The organism is Parasphingorhabdus sp. (assembly GCF_039982395.1).
Taxonomy (GTDB): domain Bacteria; phylum Pseudomonadota; class Alphaproteobacteria; order Sphingomonadales; family Sphingomonadaceae; genus Parasphingorhabdus.
Genome location: NZ_JBDWYO010000001.1, coordinates 1,045,265 through 1,066,522, shown reverse-complemented (window position 1 = coordinate 1,066,522; position 21,258 = coordinate 1,045,265). Strand labels below are relative to the sequence as shown.

Sequence of the window (21,258 nt, the reverse complement as noted above, 5' to 3'; positions counted from 1 at the left end):
TAACCGCAACCCGTACATTAAAGTTAACTTTCTAGGCTCATGGACGCCGGATGAGCCCGTGCTCCATATGCACGGCCAAATTTCTATCCCGAACAAATTTTCCCGGATATTAATAAAATTTGCACCTCTTCGGCTTTATCATGTGCCCCGCGACACATCATGTTACACTAATTTACTGCGGGAAGCTCATGAAAGAAACATTTGACGATAATTTGCAAATGAACAGCCAAGCGGTTTCGCAACCAAAGCGAGAGCTCGATCGGGACAGCTTGTTTTTAAAAGCAGCCCTGCGTTTCATTGATGGCGATGACTGCGGTGAAGTCCGGGTCCGTAACTTATCGGCGGGCGGCCTTATGGCAGAAGCACCCGTGCTCGCCAAAAGAGGTGACAAGGTGGAATTGGAACTGCGCAACATTGGCCAAGTAACGGGATATGTCGCTTGGGTCGCTCAAGGCAGATTCGGCATCGCATTTGATCACCCAATTGATCCAAAACTGGCCCGGAAACCGGTTGGGCAAGGAAAAGTGAGTCTACCGCGATATTTGCGTCAGCCGACCAAAAAAACCTATCCCGTTCGTCAAAATCTGCCGCCCCGCTGAACTGACGGCTAACCGTCAACATTAAGCTTGATTAGAATTCGCACCCTGCATAGGACCTGTTAATCAATCGATTAATAGGAGCATGACATGGCAGGGCCGTTAACCGGAATCAACATCATAGAATTTGCCGGAATCGGTCCCGGACCATTTTGCGGCATGATGCTTGCGGACCAGGGGGCGACTGTTACCGTTCTCCATCGACCGGGCAAGGCTCCAGACCCGCGCCTCGCGCTCTCTCGCTCTCGAAAATTGGTCGAGATAGACCTAAAGTCAGCCGAAGGCATTGAAACGGCTCGCAACCTCGTGAAAAATGCTGACGGTCTTATCGAAGGCTTTCGTCCCGGAGTAATGGAGCGCTTGGGCTTGGGTCCGGACGTGTTGCTCGGTGACAACCCCAAGCTGGTCTATGGCCGGATGACGGGTTGGGGGCAAACGGGACCACTGGCGCCCGCAGCCGGTCACGATATCAATTATATTTCAATTTCCGGTGCCCTTCATGCTTTCGGGCGAGCGAACGAAAAGCCGACTCCGCCGATCAATATGGTCGGTGACTTCGGTGGCGGTGGCATGATGCTCGCGTTCGGAATGGTCTCTGCTCTTCTACATGCCAAGACCGGCGGGACAGGTCAGGTGGTGGATTGCGCCATGACCGATGGTTCTGCGGCATTGATGGCCATGATTTTCGATTTCCAAAATACCGGCCAATGGCGCGACGAACGCGGGGTCAATTTGCTGGACACGGGTGCGCATTTCTATGACACTTATGAAACTTCCGATGGCAAATTTATCTCGATCGGATCTATTGAACCGCAATTTTATGCCGAACTTCGGCAAGTCGCAGGACTAGTCGAAGACAAGGATTTTGATGCGCAAATGGACCCTCGACAATGGCCTGCATTGAAAGAAAAGCTGACCACATTGTTTAAGACCAAGACCCGTTCTCAATGGTCCGAACTGATGGAAGGTACGGACATTTGTTTTGCGCCGGTTCTTTCTTTGGTCGAAGCCAAAGAACATCCGCACAATGTCGCAAGAGAGACTTTTGTTGATGTCGATGGATTGATGCAACCTGCGCCGGCACCTCGTTATTCGGTTACGGTTTCGGACCCCCCTAAACGTCCGGTCTGAGCTGCGCTTATAACCCTGTCTGCATAATGGGGGCCAATGGACAATTGACTGCCGTCGTGGAGAATGACGAACTTCTTGCGACCTTGCCGGCGAACCTCCGCGATACAATCACGCCGGACAATCGCGGATCGATGGACACGGACAAAGAGACTGTCCGGCAGCTGGTTCTCCAAAGACCGCATCGATTGGTGCACAAGATAACTGCGGCCCGGCAAATACAGCCGCATATAGTCGCGCTCCGCCTCCACCCATTCAATATCCGAAATGATCAACTGCAGTGACCCTGTACGATCCTGCACCCAGAGACGTTGGTCGAGATCAGGTTCCCGGTCGATACGATCCCGCTCTAGACTATCGATCGCACGCTTCACCGCCTCCCGGAGCAATGCCTCTTTAACCGGCTTCAGCAGATAGTCGGTGGCTTCCAGTCGAAACGCCTGAACCGCATATCTACTATGCGCGGTTGTAAAAATTATCTGAGGCATTCGAACAAGGCCTTCGCAAAATTCGGCAACTTTCAGCCCCGACAGATCAGGCATATCGACATCGAGCAGGAGGATATCCGGCTGCAGTTTGCGGATTTTCTCCAAAGCCTCACGACCGCCTTTGGCCAATTCTATACGATCGAAAAGCCCGGTCCGTTCGCTGAGCGCTTTAAGCCGAGAGCGAGCGAGCGGCTCATCATCCACAATCAGAACGGAAGGCGGTGACATAGACATCTTCAGATATCCTGAAATATTTGGGACGGATCCGGCAAGATTATGGTCGCAGTGGCCATGCCATCCTTGCTGTTGGCCAATAGCAACGAAGCATTCTGCCCGTATAGGGTTCTCAGACGGTCTTGCACATTCGTGAGACCGGTTCCGGTTCCGGTAGACCGATCATCTGCGCGAGCAGTTGGTTCAATGACCCGTCCGTCATTGGCCACGCTAATTCGCATCCGATCGCCTTCGCTCTGCGCCGAGATAGTGATGTTAATAGGCTGATCCGATCCTGAAACGCCAAATTTGATAGCATTTTCAATGAGCGGCTGAATGATCAGCGACGGTATACTCCAATCTTTCGTCGCCTGATCAATATCTACAGAATAGCGCAACCGCTCCGGGAACCGCATTCGCTCAATCTCGAGATAGCGCACCTGTTGCGCAATTTCTTGTTCTACCGTGATCATGTCCTGGGCACCGCCAGTAAGCACCGCGCGCATATAGTCGGCCAAATCATCCACCATCTTCTCGGCTTGTTGATTTTGCCGATCAATGATCAAGCTGCTCACCGAATTGAGGGCGTTGAAGACAAAATGCGGATTCAATTGATAGCGCAACGCGCGCAGCTCACTCTCGCGGTTGACCCGCTCCAACTGTCGGCTGTGTGCCATCATCCGTTGCGCGTCTTGGCTATGGGACAAGGCCAGATAGAGAGCCCCCCAACCAGCAAATATGAAATAGCGTGTAAACGCTTCGTCCAGAACATAGGCCCAATCAAACGAGGCAAAGTCCACTGCTTTGAGCAGGTAAGAAAAGTCGAACACAACGGCCTCATGATCGAACACTATCTGATCAAGAATGGCGATATAGTTGGCCAAGACTACGGTCGGCAATGTCAGCATGAAAATCGCCGATTTCATGCCACGACCGCGCACGGCAATCAGCAAACGGTAGAGCAACCAGGTGGACGTGATGCAGATACTGGTCATCAGTATCCGCTGGACAAAAAGCGCATCGACATTCCCCTGGGCAACATAGAGGAAACGGCTTGTCACAAAGACAAAATAGGCACCCCAAACACCGAATATCGACTTGATCGCGATATCTCGGTTGACTGGGAAAAGCCTGTGAAACAACGAGGTTGTCGCGGCTTCGGCAGTTCGCACAGGTCGCATGGTAGAGGCAGGTTTCACGAAGTCGGCGTGCTTCTGCTTTTATCAATCCCCCTCTGGGTGCGCCAATAAGTAGCGAAGCTGGCCAGCCAATGGCTGCCAGAATAATGCGGTGTGCTCACCGCTTTTTCTCCTGATTTGCCATGCAGGCTTGCTGAAGCGAGGAGCGATGCGCGTCGCGGATCTTCGATCGGAAGTGCAGAAGCCATCCCTTCCAACGCCCAAGCCCGAGAGAGGTTAAGGCCATCAAGATGCACCAATTTCCCGTCACTCGGGTCGTTGACAACCCCAATTTCCAGCCATGCAGCGCTGCCATCGATCGGAATATCGGGCAGAAAGTTCGAGAGCCAGCCGGCATATTCATTTTCATCCATCACGCGGCGCATCAGGTCGGCAACCATCAAGCATGAAGAGAGAAAATCCTCCCCTGAAGGCTCATAAGCCATCGGACAATTGCGGTCATTGCTGTGAAAACTGCGTGCTTTGTTGCTCACAAGACTGGTCATGTCGGTGTCACCGCTGCGCGCCGCCCAGTCGAGCACCAAACCAAAAGCGAAGGCGGACTGATTGTGCGTCCCTAATCGAATGGGATAGGCTAGCTTCGGCAACCAGTCTTTGATATTGCTCACAATCACAGCCTCCAGGGGCTCGAGCCTGGAGAGCCAGGTCTTTGCTTGCTCGGCCTTGTCGCCTTCCCCATCGGATATCTCACGCAATTCGTCGGTCAATTGCAGGAACCACGCAATGCCATACGGCCGCTCGAACGCCTTGCGATCTGCACCGTTAAAATAGGCCAGTTCACCGGTAATTTTTTCTGCGGTGAAATTCGCTGCAAGCCGAGCGGCAATCTCATCATCCATCTCGGGCACGAGATTTTGCCCCCACAAACGCGTCAGCAGCCAGTGACCGTGCACCGCGCTATGCCAGTCGAAACAACCATAGAAAACGGGAGTCAGCGTTTCGGGCTCGCCGACATCGGCTGCACTGTTCAAAACATGGCTGATCTTGTTGGGATATTGTTTGTTGATGCAGTTGAGCGCAATCCGCGCAAAAGCCTGCTCTGCCTTTCTCGGCGCCAACCCGTTGTCCGCTGGATCCGGTGCGGTGTTTCGACGCTCAAACACATCGCGTTCTGGCGAGGATTGCTTTTCTTCTTCCTCAACGACAGAGCAACCCGCCAAGATCGCGATCATCAGCGCGATCAGTCCTTTTCGATAGATCATCCGATGCCCTCCAAAAATCATTTTCCTTTAGAGATGAATTGACCCCTAAGCAAAAGACTATAGGGCAAAATAAAACTTCCGCCATTGCCAGTTCCGGCCAGGCGTTTCGCAGTGGAACAGAAAATATCGCGACGCAACCCGCCATATTCCTAACCGGCAGCCCTTTGCGGCACATCACCGCAATGTCTCTGACCGCCAGCATCGGCATGCTGACCATATTCCTGGTCGACTTTGCTGATCTGTTTTATATTGCCCAACTTCAAGACAGTGCACTGACGGCAGCCATGGGCTTTGCGGCCACTATTCTGTTTTTCGGCACCGCCTTTTATATCGGACTCATGATTGCCACCAGCGCGCTGGCGGCTCGCCATATCGGTCAAGGCGATCCGAATCGAGCCCGCCGATATCTGACCAACATCATGGTGCTCAGCACGATACTGATCGTGCCTTTGGCCATCCTATTTTTCGTTTTCGCACCGGATATTCTAGCATTGCTCGGGGCCGACGGAACGGCGAACCAAGCCGCGACCGGGTATATCCGCATTGTCGCGCCATTCATGCCTTTCAGCGTTGCCGCGATGGTATGTTCTGGGTTCCTGCGAGCTCATGGCGCGGCGAGGCGTGCGATGAATGTTACCCTCAGCATGGGCATTACCAATGCCATTTTAGACCCCATTTTTATCTTTGGCTTCGGTTGGGGAATCAATGGCGCGGCGGCCGCTAGCGCCTGTGCAATTGTTGTATCGGCGATATTCGCGATTTGGTCGATCGTTAAGCATTACGGCGGCTTCGAACGTTTTTCTCTGCCAAGTTTTCGTCAGGATATTCGTCCGATTATGGAGATCCTGATTCCGGCGATCCTGACCAATGTTGCCACGCCAATTGGTGGGTTTATCTCCTATCGCTTCATTGCCGATTATTCGAATGATGTGATTGCTGGCTTTGCAGTCGTTGGCCGGATCGTGCCGGTAGCGTTTTGCCTAATGTTCTCCCTTTCCGGCGCGGTCGGTCCAATAATCGGCCAGAATTTTGGGGCACAGAAATTTGATCGGGTGCGCACAACGATCAAACAGGCGACCATATTTGCCCTGGTTTACACGCTGTTGATCTGGCCCATCTTGTATTTTCTGAGCGGTCCCATCAGCAACGCCTTCCATCTGAAGGGCGAAGGACAGCATGTATTCTGGCTTTTTGTCGTCTTGTTGACACCGCTATTCTTCTTCAACGGAATGCTGTTCATCAGCAATGCCGCCTGTAATAACCTAGGTCGTCCGACTTGGTCGACGGCTACAAACTGGCTGCGCAATACGCTCGGGCTTATCCCTTTCCTCTGGCTTGGCCGCGAATATTATGGACTGGATGGCATTCTGGTTGGGCCGGCCTTAGGCGGCATAATTTTCGGCATAGCCGGATATATGATCGCACAATATCTGGTGAATTTGCAGCAACGGCGGGCCGCGTTAACCATTTAACTTGCTAGCGAAGCGCGTCCCGCGATGGAACAGCATGTTTTTGCCCCGCGCACGAATCGGAAAAATCGCCTAAGGCCCGCCTAATTCGCCCGTTTGGGCCAAATCAGGTATTTTAAATAAACGTGCGTGTTCCGCCACCCTATGTCCCGCCATTGAGCAGTCAAATTCCAGACTATGGACAAAATGAATGGCCCGACGAACGATTAACTATAAATAGCAAAAGCCTTCCGCCCACGGAAACCGTTCAACCCGAAGCCGAACCTGAACCTGCTGCAGCGCCAGAACAACAGCGTTCCCTTTTGAAAATGACAGCTCGCGAACGCATATTGACCGCGATTTTCATGATCAGTTTGATACTGATTCCCGCGACTTTGCCGCAATCCAGTGTGGATGCACAACAATTCAATCCGAGCGATCCCAGACTGCAATCGGTCGAACGCGCAGAAGAAAATTTCGCCGGCTCGGCATTCTACTTCATTGATCCCAACTATGCGATCCCGCAGAACTACGGTGACATAGGCAGCGATCTTCTCGCGGAACCGGGAGAAGAAGCGATCGATGGACTATCCCGCTTGACCCAAAATGATCGGGATCAAACATCACCGGCGCATCTCATTCGACCAATGGCCTTTCGGGGATCAGCAATCGACAATAGCCGGGCACTGCATTGTCTAACCCAAGCGATCTATTATGAGGCAGGAATGGAACCCGATGCCGGCCAACGTGGTGTGGCGCAGGTAATATTGAACCGGGTTCGCCATCCCAGCTATCCGAGCACAGTATGCGGCGTAATTTATCAAGGCAGCGAACGGAAAACAGGTTGTCAGTTTTCATATACGTGCGACGGTTCGCTCCGCCGCAAACCTGCTCGTTTTCATTGGGATCGGTCTCGAAAGGTCGCGGCTGAGGCGCTCGCCGGGACAAGCTATACGACGGTCGGCACTGCTACCCATTATCACGCGACCTATGTCTATCCCTATTGGGCACCAAGCCTGCGCTTCCTGGGGACGGTGGGTGCACACCGCTTCTATAGTTGGAAAGGCAAGGCCGGCAAAGCCAGCGCGTTCAGCCAGAAATATCGTGGCCGCGAGCCTTTGGCAGCACCGAAACCTCGGAACTATGCTGCTACCGCCAAAAATGGTGGCACATCATCGCTTGATCCCATTGCATTGGAAAAAGCCTATGAAACAGCCAGACGCAAAGCCGAAGCGGAAGCCGCCAAGTCGGAGAAAAAAGCGGCCTTGCAAGCCGACAATGCCAGACGGCACGATCGACCTGCTCCGGCGCTAGATGTCAACGCCCCCCGTTCTTACCAGGCTCCCGCTTATAGCAATGAAGCGCAAGCCAAAGGCGGCGACAAAGCCTATGCTGGGCAGAACCTGCCCAATGTCAGTCAGATCAAGCCAGAATTTCGCAACAGCGGCACCTGGAAGAAAAAACCCGGAGGATAGACCAGAGCGGCCATTTCTCAATAGTTTCGCTGGCAACCAACAATGGGTTTTCCTTGCCTTAACCCGCCACTCCCGCCTAAAGGCTCTCGATTTTATCGGAAATGAAGCGGAGCGCTCTAATGGCGACAAATTGGACGGCAAATAGCTGGCGGGATTTCAAAGGGCTGCATATGCCCGAATATCCTAACGCCGCCAAACTGGCGGAAACAGAGGAGCTGCTTGGCAGCTACCCGCCACTGGTTTTTGCCGGTGAAGCGCGTAGCTTGAAAAAAGACCTGGCCGAAGCCGCTGCCGGCCGAGCATTCCTGCTCCAGGGCGGCGACTGTGCAGAGAGCTTTGCAGAATTTCATCCGAACAATATTCGCGATACCTTCCGCGTCATTTTGCAGATGGCCGTCGTGCTCACCTATGCCTCGAAGCTGCCCGTCGTCAAAGTCGGTCGCATGGCCGGTCAATTCGCGAAACCACGTTCTTCTGATGTTGAAGTGCAGGATGGTGTTGAACTACCCAGCTACCGCGGCGACATAATCAACGGCATTGAATTTGATAGCAATCGCCGTGATCCCGACCCGGATCGCATGGTCCGCGCCTATAATCAGGCAGCTGCGACACTCAACCTGCTCCGTGCCTTCTCCACGGGCGGATACGCAAATCTTAAGGAAGTCCATGGTTGGACCCATGATTTCATGGCTCGCAGCCCATGGGCGAAAAAATTTGAAGAAATGGCTGATCGGATCGGCGAAGCGCTCTCCTTCATGGAGGCCTGCGGGATCAATCCTGACACCGTGCCGCAATTGAAAGCCACATCATTCTACACCAGCCACGAGGCACTGTTGCTGCCTTATGAGCAGTCTCTGACACGAAAAGACAGTCTGACCGGAGAATGGTATGACACCAGCGCCCATTTCCTCTGGATTGGAGACAGAACCCGTTTCGAAGGCTCTGCTCATGTTGAGTTTCTGCGCGGCATTGGTAATCCGATCGGTTTGAAATGCGGCCCCTCACTCGAGCCAGATGCGCTTTTGAAAATGCTCGACACGCTCAATCCATCGCGCGAAGCCGGCCGGATTACGCTGATTTCACGCTTTGGACATGACAAGGTCGAAAGCGGCCTGGCACCACTTGTCCGAGCAGTTAAACGGGAAGGCCATCCGGTTGTCTGGTCCTGCGATCCGATGCACGGCAATGTCATCAAGGCGGACAGCGGATACAAGACCCGACCATTTGATCGTATTCTTGCCGAAGTGCGCGGTTTCTTCGCCGTACATAGAGCGGAGGGTACGTTTGCAGGCGGCATCCATTGCGAAATGACCGGGCAGAATGTTACCGAATGCACAGGCGGCGGTGTCGCAATAACCGATGCATCACTCGGCGATCGCTACCATACTCATTGCGATCCGCGCCTCAACGCAGCGCAATCATTGGAGCTCGCGTTCCTACTAGCAGAAATGCTCAACCAGGAACTGTCCGAACGCTCGCAGGAAGCGGCCTGATCATGGTTGAAAAAACGCGACCAGAGCGAATGCGCCCGGAGGATTATGCACCTGGAGAATCTCCCATGAGCAGAGGAGCCACCTATGTTCGCAAAGGGATTGTGAGCAAAGGCGTCGGATTTGGCAGTGCACTGGCGATCGCTATCAGCTTCACCACACACAAATCGATTCTATGGGCCATTTTCCATGGGTTCTTATCGTGGCTCTATGTGATCTACTACGCACTCACGCGATAGGCTCCCTTCACGCCGGTCCAATTTGCGTGACTTTTACGAACCGGCAGACTATCAACCGCGCTTATAAAGCGGGTGGAGAACGTGATGATCAAATCACTCTCATGGATATTAGCAGGCTCTATAGCGGTTTCCGGTTGCTCCGGTCCGATTCAAACGCGTGTTCAAACACATCAGGTGATCGCCTCTCCTGCAGAGAAGCAATTTACCATATCCTCTTTAGACGCTGTGGCTAACCAAGATCTAGCGCTCGCTCGCGATGTCGTCGCAAAATCTCTGAGTGCCAAAGGCTATCAGCTCACTCCGAATGCGTCGATATTGGTCCATGTCGGGCTGTCTGACCGGCTAGCCAACTTTTCGATAAATGCGGGAGACAAGACCGCAGAAGAGACGATCGCGATTGCCAAGAAAGCGAAGCCTCTCCAATCTTGCCAAGACCGCGAACATCGTTTGACAGTAAACCTTTTCGACCAGGCCCGTGGATCAAAACTATATTCGGGCAATGCGTCAGAATATCATTGTAAAGGCACCATCCAGAAATCTTTGCCTTTTTTGGCCAAATCCGCTCTGTCCGGTTTGGATACCGATGTGAGTGAGGCACCGCGAAGTGCAACGCATAGCCGCTTGGGCACGGACTAAATCACTCCTCATTTTCTTCAATTTCAGCAGCCAACGGCAGAAGCACGGTAAAGCGGGCGCCCCCGTCCCTCTGATTTTCACCGCGGATATGCCCCCCGTGGCGTTCCATCACTTTGGCGACAAAGTTCAATCCCAGTCCTGCACCTTTTATCGAGGAATGGGCCATGCTGTCATCACTGGCAAACCGCTCGAACAATTGTCCCAGCATCTCTTTAGAAATACCTTCGCCTTGATCAGCTATCGCGACAGACACAAATGGCTGTCGGTCTAATTCGGTCACTCGAATTGCCACAGCCACTACACCATTTTCTGGGCTATACTTGATCGCATTGTCGATAAGATTGACGAACGAACGATAGAGCGTAGAGGGTTCACCGCTCACGAAGGCCCCATCCGACTGGTCATCGACTTCGCATTGGATCCCTCGCGTTTTGCAAAGAGGCCATAGGCTGTCATTAGCCTCCGCAACCAGTTCCGCTAGCAATACATCTTCTCCAGCAAACTCGCTGGAATCTATTCGAGCCAATCCGACAAAATTGTCCGCCAGCGCCAACGTGCGTCGCGCATGTCCTTCGATCCGACCGGTGATATCATTCGCCGCTTCCCCATCGAGAAGAGCGAGAATGGCGGCCTGGGGTGCCCGCATATCATGGGATAGAAGTTGTAACACTTGCTCCCGCTGCTCGGCGGCATGCGCGACCTCGGTGATATCAGCCAGATAATGGATATATCCCTTCAATGATCCTTCATCCGAGACAATGGGCGCGCGCCGCATTGCGAAAATTTCACTGTCAAGTGAGGTGAACTCTACATAATCTTGCTTTGTTGGCCGGTTTTTCAGGTCGAGATAATCCTTAACCTCCTGAAGGTCATCAAGGGATACAAAGCGATTGAGCATATCATCCAGCGCGAGTTCCTGCGCTCCGTCTTCCACCCCGGTCTGAGCCAGTTGATTGACGAACGTGACCTTATCCTCAAGATCCGTAATGAACATCGGGTCGGGGAGGTTTCTGAGCGCGTCGCCAATAAACCGCCGCAAATCACGGACATGCGAAATGGCATGTGTCAGCTGTTCCGCCTGGCCTGTGATAACATCGACGGGACCGAGTTCCGGCCGCATGATTGGAATGTCGATTTTTGAACGATGAAAATTATTCAACTCGCTATCCATAAAATCGCTGGTCGCCTGCAACCGGCGCCAACCCCATATCGGATAGACCAGAATGACACCCACTAGGGCGGCTCCCGGGGCAAACCAGAGGGCAAATTGCAGGAAGGTCGCACTCGCTACCAAGATCGCCAGTATCAGGGCAAACGAGACAATGATCGTGGTCCGCGGATGCCATCGCCAGAACCCGAACAGCAATATCCAGACCGGCAGAAGCGCAAGCAGTACTTGCGGACCAAATGAAATTGGCCGTACCAAATCATCCCGGACAATCGCACCGTAAAGATTGGCCATGATTTCAACCCCTGCGAGTGTTCCGCCATCGCCAAGCGGAACTGAATATTGATCCCCCAGGCCATTTGCAGTCGCGCCAATCAAAATGATCTTGTCCTTCAGAAAAGTCAGCGGGACATCCCCATTGGCCAGAGCCGCATAAGATACGGATTGATATCCACCGCGTTGTGCAAAGGGCACCAGCATAGTTTCTTCGCAATCTTGGATACGATTGAATGCCGGGGACGGCCGACCATGCACCGACCGATAGATTTTTTCCATCAAATGCGGCCAGTTTGATTCAGACATCTTATCCCCGAAACACAAGGCCGAACGACGCACAAGGCCATCTGCATCGAGCGTCAAGTTCACGTTACCCAGACCGCTAGCTACATCAGCGAAAGCTCCGATCGGCAATTTGACATCATATTCAGCGCCATCTCTGCCGGGAAAAACGAAATGCAGTGGCAAGAACAACCCGCTGTTAATGGCCATAGCACGCGCCAATTGCGCATCATCATCCGGTGCTCCGGGTTCGCTCAATAGAATATCAAAACCGATCGCTTTCGGCTTCCCCTTGGCAAGCTGCTCAAACAATTCAGCATGCCGGTTGCGCGGCCATGGCCATTTTCCAAAAGCCGCCAGACTGTCTTCATCAATTTGAACAATCAGAATGTCAGGTTGCGGCACCGGTCGATCGATCTCTGACAATTGATCATAAACCAGATTGTCAAAGCGAGAGATACTGTCCCAATGGATCAGGATCAAAACCACCAAAGATGCGAGAAACGCCACGGCCAACCATTCCAAAACCAAACGTTGGCGTAATTTCATCGGTGATTATTCTTCCATAGAAAGTCGAGCAAGGCCCTAGCCTTGATAGCTAGTTGGTGACGGTCAATTTCTCGAAATCGGTCCATTGTTCGATCGCTTCATGGTCTGTCTGATCGCTAGACAATTGAATCACCCCCACGCGCCAAAAATAGTCCCCGTCCGCGAGATCTGATAACGTCACAGCGCTGTGCATTAGTCCCGCTTCATCAACAATCGGAACAGTCGTTTTACTGTCCTTCAGGATCTGGAGGCGGTAAAATCTTTGCCCTTCGCCTTTGCCGCCCCACTTAAAGCGGTAACCAAAATCACCTGCGTCGGCGCTTCCACCCAGAGTGCTGAGCTGGCGCTTGAAGGAATAAGCAGCAGGCATGCCTTCAAACCCATCCGCTGACAATGCGGTCATCTTCGCGAAATATCGTCCGTTTGGAATTGCAGGAATCTGGATTCCTGATCCTTGTCCTTGCGCTTCTGCGACCACATCCACAAAGCCGGCATCGGATGCAATGATGATGCGATGACCGATCGCCGATCCTCCCGACGCTAACGCAAACCGAAGTTCAGATTCAGACTGAACCTTGGCCGGGTCCAATAGTTCCGGTGGAGAGAGCAATTCAGCTTTGGCGAGCTTACCACCGACAGCAGCAGCCGCTCCGGTGCCGGCAGGTACAGAAATCGCTCCGCCTTTGTTTAGGTCTTCTCCAGCAGCAACAATCACTTCACCTTCTACTGTTTCGGAAAACGCCGTGCCCGACGCTTCGTCGACTCGGGTGCGATAATCCGTACCGCGGACCGCGGAAACAGCGACCGGCGTCCGGACCCGGTAACGGTCTGCTTTCTTTTTCAAGGGTGCGACTTTGGACCGAATGCGGCCTTTGTCGACGGCAATCTCGTAATCAATGCTATCGGTCAGCAGGATATGCCGCAAACGACTGATCCGGACGCGGCTGTTTGAGGGCAAAGAAACCTTCGATCCGTCTTCAAGCCGCAGCGTCAAAAAACTGCGCGCGGCAGTCGAAATCTTGCTACCCTCTCCGATATCTAGCCCCACGGAAGGGGTCATGTTACGGCCGCCACTGCTTATCGCAACAGCCCCTCGAAACGCACTTAGACTAGCCTCGCTCGGACGATATTTAAGTAGTTTCACAGGAATCCGCAGCCGTTTTCCGATCGAAATTTTGCGAGGGTCGGCAATATGATTGATGCGTTGGACAGCGAAATAGTCTGATCGTTTGCGCAAATATTTGTCGGCGAAATCTATCAGTGTATCACCACGCTCAAACACATAGGGGACTTGATCCGCATTCGATTTCTTTTGAGCGGATGCTTCGCTTGGCGCGAGAACTAGTCCAAAGGCCAAGCAAACGGCCAAAAGGCGCAGGCCTGATGATGGAATCAAATCCCTGAAGCTTTCAGACACAATCACCCTCCGTTACCAAGCGTCTCCAATCTATACCCATAGCCGAAAACCGTAAAAATCCGAAACCCGTTTTCTGGCTTCAATGATAGCTTGGACCGAATCCGAGAAACATGCATGTCGAGGGTACGGGTAGCGAGATGGGCGTTTGTGCGCCAAACGGTCTCCATGATATATCGCCGTGACAAGGTCCGATCACGGTTGCGAAACATCAAATCGGTAAGTTCAAACTCTTTCGCTGTCAGAGCAATTTCTTTGCCGCCGTGCGTAACGGTTTGCTCGATGCGGTTAAGCAGATAGTCGCCATATTCAGCTGTCGTTTCCATTGCGGACGCGCCGCTATTCCTGCGTAGCAACGCATTGATGCGGGCGGCAATGACGCCTTTGTCTTCTGGCTTGGTAATATAATCGTCGGCACCCGCATTGAGCGCATCGCTAATGTCTTGCTTTGCCGTTCGGCTGGTCATCATCATCACAGGTGGACGATCTTCAACCGCGCCTTCCATCCATTCCAAAATCTGCATGCCATTTTTACCTGGCATATTCCAATCAAGAATCACCAGATCAAATGTATCCCGAAGCAAACCGTTTGAGAGCGCAGTCCCATCCGGATAACCCGCATAGACGTGGCCTTGCCCTTCGACGATTTTCCCCAAAAAATCGATAATCTCCGAATCATCATCAGCTATCGCTACACGCATTTCCATTCTCCTCACGGCCATCCAACGAAACCCATGGGTAACACGCTCATTTAGGTGGCTTTATGTTCAGCGTTTTACAATCATATCGACCGGTTTTACCAGCATTAGCGCACGTATTTACAATCATTTACATATAGGGGGGTTAAACGGGGGTAACAAACTAAAAATAATTCATCACATCCTCGTCATGCAGCGCCTGGGCACGGTTGGGAGATCAATCGGAATATCTTAGGAAGATTTGGTTGGGGTGGCAGGATTCGAACCTGCGCATGGCGGCATCAAAAGCCGCTGCCTTACCACTTGGCGACACCCCAATATTGGCGCCCCTACAATTGCAGGGCCACGCTGGTGAACGGGCCTATTATCCAGTTTGCTCGCAAGGGGCAAGAGGCAGTTTATCTAAGCTTCAAACAACCTTTTAACCCAGCCGTGATCATCCGGTGCATTGCCGCACTGAATATCAACCAACCGCCGCCGTAATTTCTCTGTCAACTGGCCGGGGCCGCCGCCGCCAATCGTAAATTCGCCGTCGTCCGAACGTACGGTTCCAACTGCCGTGACCACTGCTGCAGTGCCGCAAGCGAAGGTTTCGAGAAGCTTTCCGCTGGCCGCATCCGCTTTCCACTGATCCATCGCATAGGGTTGTTCAACCACGGTCAGTCCTTCTTCACGGGCCAGTGTCATGATCGATTCGCGGGTTATACCGGGCAGGATCGTGCCGCCGAGCGGAGGCGTCACCAATGTACCGTCGTCCATCACGAAGAACAAATTCATGCCGCCCAATTCTTCCACCCACTTATGCTCGGCAGCATCAAGGAACACCACCTGGTCACAATCTTTGCCAATGGCTTCTGCTTGGGCGATCAAGCTGGCGGCATAGTTGCCACCACATTTTGCCGCACCAGTACCGCCAGGTGCTGCGCGACTATAATCGTCGGACACCCAGATGGTGATCGCCGACGCCCCGCTCTTGAAATAGCCGCCAGCGGGAGAGGCTATGACCATATAGAGATATTCTTTTGCGGGGCGAACGCCGAGAAACACTTCGCTGGCGAACATGAAAGGCCGCAAATATAAAGAACCCCCGTCGACAGAAGGAAACCACTGCCGGTCGATTTCGACCAGCTTTTCGACCGATTCGAGAAACAGCTTCTGCGGCAATTCCGGCATTGCCATGCGCCGCGCCGATGCCTGGAACCGCTTCGCATTTTCTTCGGGCCGGAATAGAGCCGTCGCGCCATCGGCAAGACGATAGGCCTTCATCCCTTCAAAAATTTCCTGAGCATAATGTAAAACGGAAGAAGCAGGATCCATCATGATGGGTTCCCGCTTCGCAATGCGGGCGTCATGCCAGCCATCGCCTTCCGTATAGCGGATCATCGCCATATGATCGGTAAACAAAGACCCGAAGCCCGGGTTCTCCAAAAGTCTGTCGCGTTCGCTGTCGGCAACAGGAGAAGTGCTGGGTTCTAGACTAAATTCAAGGTCCTCTGTCACGGCCATATACTGCTGCTTTCGCTGTGAAACATGCCAACCAATGGAAGAATTGGAAGCATAATCCAATTGTCTTGCAATCCTCTAATCAGCCTGTCAAGATACGTCAACATGACTGACGTATCTCGCCCTGCCATATCCCCCGGCGCCTCACCGCTTTTTCTGCGCGAGGACGAAGTCCGGCGCGGCGTCGAGCTGCTCTATTTCGGCTATACCCGCCTGACCAATGCCATTGATCAGGAGCTTGCCAAACAGGGTCTCGGTCGGGCGCACCATCGGGCTTTATATTTCATTGCACGGCAGCCAGACCTAACCGTTGGCGAACTGCTTAAGCTGCTGGCAATCACCAAACAATCACTCGGCCGGGTCGTCAAAGAATTGTTGGAACGCGATTTCATTCTAACATCGCCTGGTATCGTCGATCGGCGCCAGAAACTGTTAAGCCTCACCCAGAAAGGGGCGGATCTGGAAGCAGAGCTATTTCGTCAGCTGCGGGAGAAGCTCTCGTCCGCTTATGTTTCTGCCGGCCAAGAATCCGTGTCGGGGTTTTGGCATGTTTTGGAAGGCCTGGTGCCTGAGAGCGATCGCAAGATGGTGTTTGACCTGCGCGGCGACAAAGCCTGACACGAGACGCCTGAAACAGGGTTAGTTTTTGGCTTCTTCTGCCATTTCTATATTGCGCTTCATCGCTGCGTTCAAAACATCATGGAGCAGAGCATTGGCCCGGCCATCTTCATCCATCACGTCGAGGCCTTTGCGGGTTGTACCGCCCTTACCAGCGACCTGACTGGCCAATACGCCGGGGTCAACGTCGGAACCTGCCGCCAATGTTGCTGCCCCGTCCACCATTGCCAAGGCCAGCCGAGCAGCCTGATCGGGATCCATCCCCAGTTCCGCAGCCGACAGGGCCAATGCATCAATGAAGCGAAACACAAAGGCAGGGCCGGAACCGGACAGTGCTGTCGCAATATGCATCTGGCTTTCATCATCCAGCCATTCCGGTGCGCCGAGAGGGGAGAAAAGCGCGTTCATGTCCTCGCGCACTGTCTCGTCATCATTTTCCGCGATCAATATCATCGGTGATTTACCAACGGTCACGGCCATATTGGGCATGAGCCGTATAATTGTACCGGAACTTGGCAAATTCTGACGCAATATGTCGATTTCTGTACCCGCCAATACGGATATTATCCTGCTCGTGTCCCCAACCAGCAGCGCCAGCTTCGTTGCGACGTCCGCCAATTGATAGGGCTTCATTGCCAGCATGACCAAGTCTGGCGCGGGGCCGTCCGGATAGTCCGGCCGGGATTGCAATCCGCCGGGCAGCGGGGTCTGATTGGGCTTGATAACGGTGATATTCTCGGCGGGTGCGCCATTGTCCAGCCAGGCCTGGAGGATCGCTCCGCCCATATTGCCGCAACCGACGATCCAGATACGGTCAGGCCAGATCATTACGCTTCGCCGGCCGTATCGACCATGGCATGTTCAATGGCATCCTGTGGGCTCTTGTCGCTCCACAATACAAATTGAAAGACGGGATAGAAACGTTCCCATTCTTCAATCGCCAGATCGACAATCGTCTGTGCTTGATCGAGTCCCAACATCCCGCTGCCGCCAAGCAGGGTCGCATGGCGAAACAGTAGAATATTGTTGTTCGACCAAAGATCAAAATGGCCCAGCCAAAGCTGCTCGTTGATCAGCCCAAGCGTTTCGTAAATCACTGTTTTCTTATCTTCGGGAACGCGAAGTTCTGGCAATAGCAATATTTGCAGGACGTGATCCTCGTTCCGCCAGATGGCACGCATCTGATAGCTCGTCCAATTGCCCTTTATCTCGACCGACAGTTCATCGTCACCAACATGATCTACCGACCAGCCACGCGCCTCGAAAAAGGCCGCCAGCATATCCACGGGCGGCGCTTCATCCTGATCAAGCTCTTCCCATTGGTCGTCAAGCATTGCGGTTCCAGATCCATTGCATCTAAAGGTCTAGTGGCCCACTCGCCGGGCCAGAGCAAGCCAGCGCAGCGTCGGCCTCCACATTGATTGTGGGAACGCTGTGGATAATGAACGCTGATCAATAGGCAATCAGCGGCAGAGGTCAGCTGCCGGTTTTAGGGGAAGCGGTCTTCCGTGCAGCCGGTTTGCGGGCCGCAGGCTTGCGAGTAGCGGTCCGCTTCGCCGCCGGTTTTGCAGCTGTCTTGGTGGCTGTCTTTGTTGCCGCTTTAGCCGCAGACTTTGCTGGCGCTTTTTTGACGGGAGCAGCAGTGTCTTTTTCCAGTGCATCCAAACGTTTTTTGAGCGCATCAGCCTCGGCCCTTGCTTTGGCCGCCATTTCCTTCACCGCTTCAAATTCATCGCGAGACACAAAGTCCATGCCACCGAACCATTCCTTGGCCCGCTCCTTGGCGCCGGCTTCGGCTTCACGGCCAACACCGGCCACGGTTCCAGCGAGACCATTGAGGACTTTGGAAAGGTCATCGAAAAAGCGGTTCTGGCTTTGCATATCATTATACTCCGTCATGGGCCCCGCAGGACCAAAAAATGTCTATTATATCTGGGTTCTTGCAGCCGGAACCACAAGGGTCTCCGCCCCGGGGTTCAACCAGTCTATCTGTTTGTTGAGCACCGCAGCGAAGCAAAGCCACGCAAGATAAGGTATCATGAACCATGCTGCGGCCTTACGAATACGACCAAAAACCACCGTTGTGGCGAGTGCCATCACAAAAATAATGACCAGCAACCAAAATGCAGCGGAGACTTGATGCATGCCAAAAAACAAGATCGGCCAGAACAGGTTGAGCGAGAATTGCACCAGATATAAAATGATCGCTGGGCCTCGCAATGGCGCACCGCGGGCATGGAGCACCATCGCAAAGGCTGTCCCCATCATTGTGTAAAGCAAGGCCCATGCAGCGCCAAAAGCCCAGCCCGGCGGCTGCAAAGCCGGTTTGGTCAACGCCTGAAACCAGCGATTTTCTTCACCGGAATTGGCAAATTGGCTCATACCAAAGCCGATCAGCACGGTAATCGGCACGATGAACAATATCCAACGCAGCAAAGACATCCGCAGCTGACCTTTTGAAGCAATTTGATTCACAGGGGCAGAATCCTTGATCGAATAATTTCACGAATCGTCCAAGCATGAGAATGCCTGAAACGCCTTTGCTTTTAACAATTTCTCGGCATTTTGCCAGCGTTATGCCGTCGATACCAAGGCTCCCTCCATTCGAACCAAATTGGGGCACCTCTTGGTATTTTCAGCTTCATCGCCATGTTGTTCAGATAGGATTCTCTGGTCAAAACCGATCAAAGCTTTGATTGTGACAAATTGGACGGACTGCTAGGCGCTTGCTCATGAATGACAAAACCAATTCCAGTGAAGAAGACACCTCTCCGGCAACACTCAAGAAAATCGGTAATCTGCGCATGGTTTTCGAACGCGCTGTCGCTTATCCAAAGCAGATAGCCTTCGCTTTAACGGCTTTGGTGGTTTCGGCGATGGCCACTCTTGCAATACCAGCCGGTTTTAAGACCATAATAGATGAAGGGTTCATGGCCGGAAATGGAGATGTCGCTCCATATTTCCAAGCCTTGCTCGGGATTGTTGGCGTTCTGGCGGTGGCAACGGCCTTTCGGTTTTATTTTGTAAGCTGGCTCGGGGAGCGGGTTGTTGCCGACCTCAGGCTCGCGGTGCAGGACAATCTTCTGCGCCTGGCCCCCGGTTTCTTTGAGGAGAATCGACCATCCGAAATAGCATCGCGCATGACCTCTGATACCGCCATTATCGAACAGGTGGTCGGCACCACGGTTTCCGTTGCCCTTCGCAACATTGTCATCGGTATTGGCGGCATAATCTATCTGTTCACTCTTGCACCGAAGCTTACCGCCGGGCTACTTTTGGGTATTCCTGTGATCATTCTTCCGATCGTCTTCATCGGCAGGAAGCTGACCAATGTTTCCCGGTCCAGCCAGGACCGCGTAGCAGATGTCGGTGCCATGATTGCCGAGACATTGGGCGCCATGAAAATCGTGCAGGCTTTTGGACAGGAAAAGCGCGAACATGACAGGTTCGGCGGCGCGGTCGAGGCCACTTTTGATACGGCCAAGCGCCGTATCCGCTTGCGAGCTGCCATGACTGCTATCGTCATTGGCTTGATCTTTACGGGCATCACCATGCTGATGTGGAGGGGCGCGATCGGCGTCGCAGACGGATCGATAACCGGCGGTACAATTGCCGCCTTCGTGCTTGTCGGCGGTCTTGTTGCCGGTGCCTTCGGGGCGTTGACCGAGGTCTATGGCGATCTATTGCGTGGTGCCGGCGCCGCCGGACGCCTAGCCGAACTGCTTTCCGAAGAACCGGGAATTGCAGCGCCGGAAAATCCTATCGCCCTGCCCACGCCTTCGCGCGGCAAGATTGCCTTCGACAATGTCACCTTTGCATATCCAACACGCCTCGACACGGTAGCCCTGAGCAATTTCTCACTGACGGTATCCCCCGGAGAAACCGTCGCCGTCGTCGGACCCTCCGGGGCCGGCAAGTCCACCTTGTTTCAACTGGCGCAACGCTTCTACGATCCACAAGGTGGCTCGGTCCGCATTGACGGCGTGGCTTTGCCATCAGCGGATCCTTCTGAAATTCGCCAGCGCATGGCGCTGGTTCCGCAGGAAACAGTTTTGTTTGCGGCATCAGCCCGTGATAATCTGCGCTACGGGAAATGGGATGCGACCGACGAAGAAATTTGGGAAGCTGCCCGCGTGGCCAATGCCGAAAAATTCCTGCGTGCCCTGCCTGAGGGACTAGACAGTTTCATGGGCGAAGCGGGAACCCGTCTGTCCGGCGGCCAACGCCAGCGTATCTCCATCGCGCGGGCATTGCTTCGCAACACGCCGATCCTGTTGTTGGATGAAGCCACATCGGCATTGGATGCGGAAAGCGAGAAGCTGGTGCAGGATGCGCTTGATCATTTGATGAAAGATCGCACCACCATCGTCATTGCCCATCGTCTTGCGACAGTACGATCAGCCGATCGCATCATTGTCATGGATGAAGGCAAGATCGTCGAACAGGGCGACCATGACAGCCTGATAGCAAAAAGCGGGCTCTATTCTCGATTGGCCGAACTGCAGTTCAGCAGCATGGACAAAGCTCGTTAGAAGCGCATCTAGAGGTATTTTACCCCTTTCTTGAACCTGGGCCTCAAGCTTCCTTGAGCCTCGAGCTTCCTTGAGCCTCGAGCTTCCTTGAGCCTCGAGCTTCT

Annotated in this window: 19 protein-coding genes, 1 tRNA gene and 1 pseudogene; 9 read left to right on the top strand and 12 right to left on the bottom strand. The window is 53.3% G+C overall.

The window, feature by feature from the left end; genetic code table 11:
• Nucleotides 1-188: 188 nt before the first annotated feature.
• Together ABJV08_RS05370 and ABJV08_RS05365 are read left to right on the top strand one after the other, a co-directional pair.
• The gene (locus ABJV08_RS05370) at nt 189-599 is read left to right on the top strand and encodes a PilZ domain-containing protein (RefSeq protein ID WP_348037548.1); all 411 of its coding nucleotides are present in this window, start codon (nt 189-191) and stop codon (nt 597-599) included.
• Nucleotides 600-686: 87 nt separating this feature from the next.
• Nucleotides 687-1,727 carry a CaiB/BaiF CoA-transferase family protein gene (locus ABJV08_RS05365; protein ID WP_348037546.1) on the top strand — a complete coding sequence of 347 codons (1,041 nt, stop codon included), beginning with the start codon at nt 687-689 and terminating at the stop codon, nt 1,725-1,727.
• Here ABJV08_RS05365 and ABJV08_RS05360 read toward each other — a convergent pair.
• The 3 genes from ABJV08_RS05360 to ABJV08_RS05350 are packed head-to-tail and all read right to left on the bottom strand — an operon-like array spanning nt 1,685 to nt 4,826.
• Nucleotides 1,685-2,446 carry a LytTR family DNA-binding domain-containing protein gene (locus tag ABJV08_RS05360; protein WP_348052395.1) on the bottom strand — a complete coding sequence of 254 codons (762 nt, stop codon included), beginning with the start codon at nt 2,444-2,446 and terminating at the stop codon, nt 1,685-1,687. The two genes, ABJV08_RS05365 and ABJV08_RS05360, sit on opposite strands and share 43 nt — an antisense overlap.
• Before the next feature lie 2 nt (nt 2,447-2,448).
• Nucleotides 2,449-3,624: a histidine kinase gene (locus ABJV08_RS05355; protein WP_348037542.1), complete on the bottom strand. Its 1,176-nt coding sequence runs from the start codon at nt 3,622-3,624 to the stop codon at nt 2,449-2,451.
• Nucleotides 3,621-4,826: a DUF2891 domain-containing protein gene (locus ABJV08_RS05350; RefSeq protein ID WP_348037540.1), complete on the bottom strand. Its 1,206-nt coding sequence runs from the start codon at nt 4,824-4,826 to the stop codon at nt 3,621-3,623. Before ABJV08_RS05350 ends, ABJV08_RS05355 begins: the two co-directional genes overlap by 4 nt.
• Before the next feature lie 38 nt (nt 4,827-4,864).
• Here ABJV08_RS05350 and ABJV08_RS05345 point away from each other — a divergent pair, with 38 nt between their 5' ends.
• The 5 genes from ABJV08_RS05345 (at nt 4,865) to ABJV08_RS05325 (ending at nt 10,114) form a co-directional block, all read left to right on the top strand.
• A complete protein-coding gene (locus tag ABJV08_RS05345) occupies nt 4,865-6,298 on the top strand; it encodes an MATE family efflux transporter (RefSeq protein ID WP_348037538.1) in 1,434 nt (477 codons plus the stop codon).
• Nucleotides 6,299-6,639: 341 nt separating this feature from the next.
• Nucleotides 6,640-7,749 (top strand): cell wall hydrolase, encoded by a 1,110-nt coding sequence (locus ABJV08_RS05340; RefSeq protein WP_348037536.1) that lies wholly within the window; start codon nt 6,640-6,642, stop codon nt 7,747-7,749.
• Between the two features lie 119 nt (nt 7,750-7,868).
• Nucleotides 7,869-9,242: a 3-deoxy-7-phosphoheptulonate synthase class II gene (locus tag ABJV08_RS05335; protein ID WP_348037534.1), complete on the top strand. Its 1,374-nt coding sequence runs from the start codon at nt 7,869-7,871 to the stop codon at nt 9,240-9,242.
• A 65-nt stretch (nt 9,243-9,307) separates the two neighbouring features.
• On the top strand, nt 9,308-9,478 hold the full coding sequence (locus ABJV08_RS05330) for a hypothetical protein (RefSeq protein ID WP_348037532.1): 171 nt from the start codon (nt 9,308-9,310) through the stop codon (nt 9,476-9,478).
• An 84-nt stretch (nt 9,479-9,562) separates the two neighbouring features.
• On the top strand, nt 9,563-10,114 hold the full coding sequence (locus ABJV08_RS05325; RefSeq protein WP_348037530.1) for a hypothetical protein: 552 nt from the start codon (nt 9,563-9,565) through the stop codon (nt 10,112-10,114).
• A gap of 1 nt (nt 10,115) precedes the next feature.
• On the opposite strand, the gene ABJV08_RS05320 is transcribed toward ABJV08_RS05325, so the two are convergent.
• The 5 genes from ABJV08_RS05320 to ABJV08_RS05300 all read right to left on the bottom strand — a co-directional run bounded on the left by ABJV08_RS05320 (nt 10,116) and on the right by ABJV08_RS05300 (nt 16,007).
• Nucleotides 10,116-12,389, bottom strand: a complete 2,274-nt coding sequence (locus ABJV08_RS05320; protein ID WP_348037528.1) for a CHASE2 domain-containing protein — start codon at nt 12,387-12,389, stop codon at nt 10,116-10,118.
• 49 nt (nt 12,390-12,438) lie between these two features.
• Nucleotides 12,439-13,746 carry a FecR domain-containing protein gene (locus tag ABJV08_RS05315; protein WP_348037526.1) on the bottom strand — a complete coding sequence of 436 codons (1,308 nt, stop codon included), beginning with the start codon at nt 13,744-13,746 and terminating at the stop codon, nt 12,439-12,441.
• Nucleotides 13,747-13,808: 62 nt separating this feature from the next.
• On the bottom strand, nt 13,809-14,504 hold the full coding sequence (locus ABJV08_RS05310; protein ID WP_348037524.1) for a response regulator transcription factor: 696 nt from the start codon (nt 14,502-14,504) through the stop codon (nt 13,809-13,811).
• 239 nt (nt 14,505-14,743) lie between these two features.
• A tRNA-Gln gene (locus ABJV08_RS05305) sits at nt 14,744-14,818 on the bottom strand.
• An 85-nt stretch (nt 14,819-14,903) separates the two neighbouring features.
• Nucleotides 14,904-16,007, bottom strand: coding sequence for a branched-chain amino acid aminotransferase (locus ABJV08_RS05300; RefSeq protein WP_348037522.1), 1,104 nt, complete (start codon nt 16,005-16,007; stop codon nt 14,904-14,906).
• A 102-nt stretch (nt 16,008-16,109) separates the two neighbouring features.
• Here ABJV08_RS05300 and ABJV08_RS05295 point away from each other — a divergent pair, with 102 nt between their 5' ends.
• Nucleotides 16,110-16,622 carry a MarR family transcriptional regulator gene (locus ABJV08_RS05295; protein ID WP_348037520.1) on the top strand — a complete coding sequence of 171 codons (513 nt, stop codon included), beginning with the start codon at nt 16,110-16,112 and terminating at the stop codon, nt 16,620-16,622.
• Nucleotides 16,623-16,643: 21 nt separating this feature from the next.
• Here ABJV08_RS05295 and ABJV08_RS05290 read toward each other — a convergent pair whose 3' ends face one another.
• From ABJV08_RS05290 to ABJV08_RS05275, 4 genes and pseudogenes are all read right to left on the bottom strand, one after another.
• A complete protein-coding gene (locus tag ABJV08_RS05290) occupies nt 16,644-17,450 on the bottom strand; it encodes a pyrroline-5-carboxylate reductase (RefSeq protein ID WP_348037518.1) in 807 nt (268 codons plus the stop codon).
• Nucleotides 17,450-17,956, bottom strand: a complete 507-nt coding sequence (locus ABJV08_RS05285) for a YbjN domain-containing protein (RefSeq protein WP_348037516.1) — start codon at nt 17,954-17,956, stop codon at nt 17,450-17,452. Before ABJV08_RS05285 ends, ABJV08_RS05290 begins: the two co-directional genes overlap by 1 nt.
• Nucleotides 17,957-18,272: 316 nt before the next feature.
• A pseudogene (locus ABJV08_RS05280) lies at nt 18,273-18,503 on the bottom strand (accessory factor UbiK family protein); the annotation flags it as partial.
• A gap of 45 nt (nt 18,504-18,548) precedes the next feature.
• Entirely contained in the window at nt 18,549-19,097 is a 549-nt protein-coding gene (locus ABJV08_RS05275; protein WP_348037514.1) for a TspO/MBR family protein, read from the bottom strand.
• Between the two features lie 257 nt (nt 19,098-19,354).
• Between ABJV08_RS05275 and ABJV08_RS05270 the strand changes: the two genes are divergently transcribed.
• Nucleotides 19,355-21,154, top strand: a complete 1,800-nt coding sequence (locus ABJV08_RS05270) for an ABC transporter transmembrane domain-containing protein (RefSeq protein WP_348037512.1) — start codon at nt 19,355-19,357, stop codon at nt 21,152-21,154.
• The last annotated feature ends 104 nt before the right edge of the window (nt 21,155-21,258 follow it).

Bases quoted from the DNA above. Each gene is read 5' to 3' on its own strand.
- ABJV08_RS05370 (WP_348037548.1), top strand. From the start codon at position 189: ATGAAAGAAACATTTGACGATAATTTGCAAATGAACAGCCAAGCGGTT.
- ABJV08_RS05365 (WP_348037546.1), top strand. From the start codon at position 687: ATGGCAGGGCCGTTAACCGGAATCAACATCATAGAATTTGCCGGAATC.
- ABJV08_RS05360 (WP_348052395.1), bottom strand. From the start codon at position 2,446: ATGTCTATGTCACCGCCTTCCGTTCTGATTGTGGATGATGAGCCGCTC.
- ABJV08_RS05350 (WP_348037540.1), bottom strand. From the start codon at position 4,826: ATGATCTATCGAAAAGGACTGATCGCGCTGATGATCGCGATCTTGGCG.
- ABJV08_RS05340 (WP_348037536.1), top strand. From the start codon at position 6,640: ATGATCAGTTTGATACTGATTCCCGCGACTTTGCCGCAATCCAGTGTG.
- ABJV08_RS05335 (WP_348037534.1), top strand. From the start codon at position 7,869: ATGGCGACAAATTGGACGGCAAATAGCTGGCGGGATTTCAAAGGGCTG.
- ABJV08_RS05330 (WP_348037532.1), top strand. From the start codon at position 9,308: ATGAGCAGAGGAGCCACCTATGTTCGCAAAGGGATTGTGAGCAAAGGC.
- ABJV08_RS05325 (WP_348037530.1), top strand. From the start codon at position 9,563: ATGATCAAATCACTCTCATGGATATTAGCAGGCTCTATAGCGGTTTCC.
- ABJV08_RS05320 (WP_348037528.1), bottom strand. From the start codon at position 12,389: ATGAAATTACGCCAACGTTTGGTTTTGGAATGGTTGGCCGTGGCGTTT.
- ABJV08_RS05310 (WP_348037524.1), bottom strand. From the start codon at position 14,504: ATGCGTGTAGCGATAGCTGATGATGATTCGGAGATTATCGATTTTTTG.
- ABJV08_RS05300 (WP_348037522.1), bottom strand. From the start codon at position 16,007: ATGGCCGTGACAGAGGACCTTGAATTTAGTCTAGAACCCAGCACTTCT.
- ABJV08_RS05295 (WP_348037520.1), top strand. From the start codon at position 16,110: ATGACTGACGTATCTCGCCCTGCCATATCCCCCGGCGCCTCACCGCTT.
- ABJV08_RS05290 (WP_348037518.1), bottom strand. From the start codon at position 17,450: ATGATCTGGCCTGACCGTATCTGGATCGTCGGTTGCGGCAATATGGGC.
- ABJV08_RS05285 (WP_348037516.1), bottom strand. From the start codon at position 17,956: ATGCTTGACGACCAATGGGAAGAGCTTGATCAGGATGAAGCGCCGCCC.
- ABJV08_RS05270 (WP_348037512.1), top strand. From the start codon at position 19,355: ATGAATGACAAAACCAATTCCAGTGAAGAAGACACCTCTCCGGCAACA.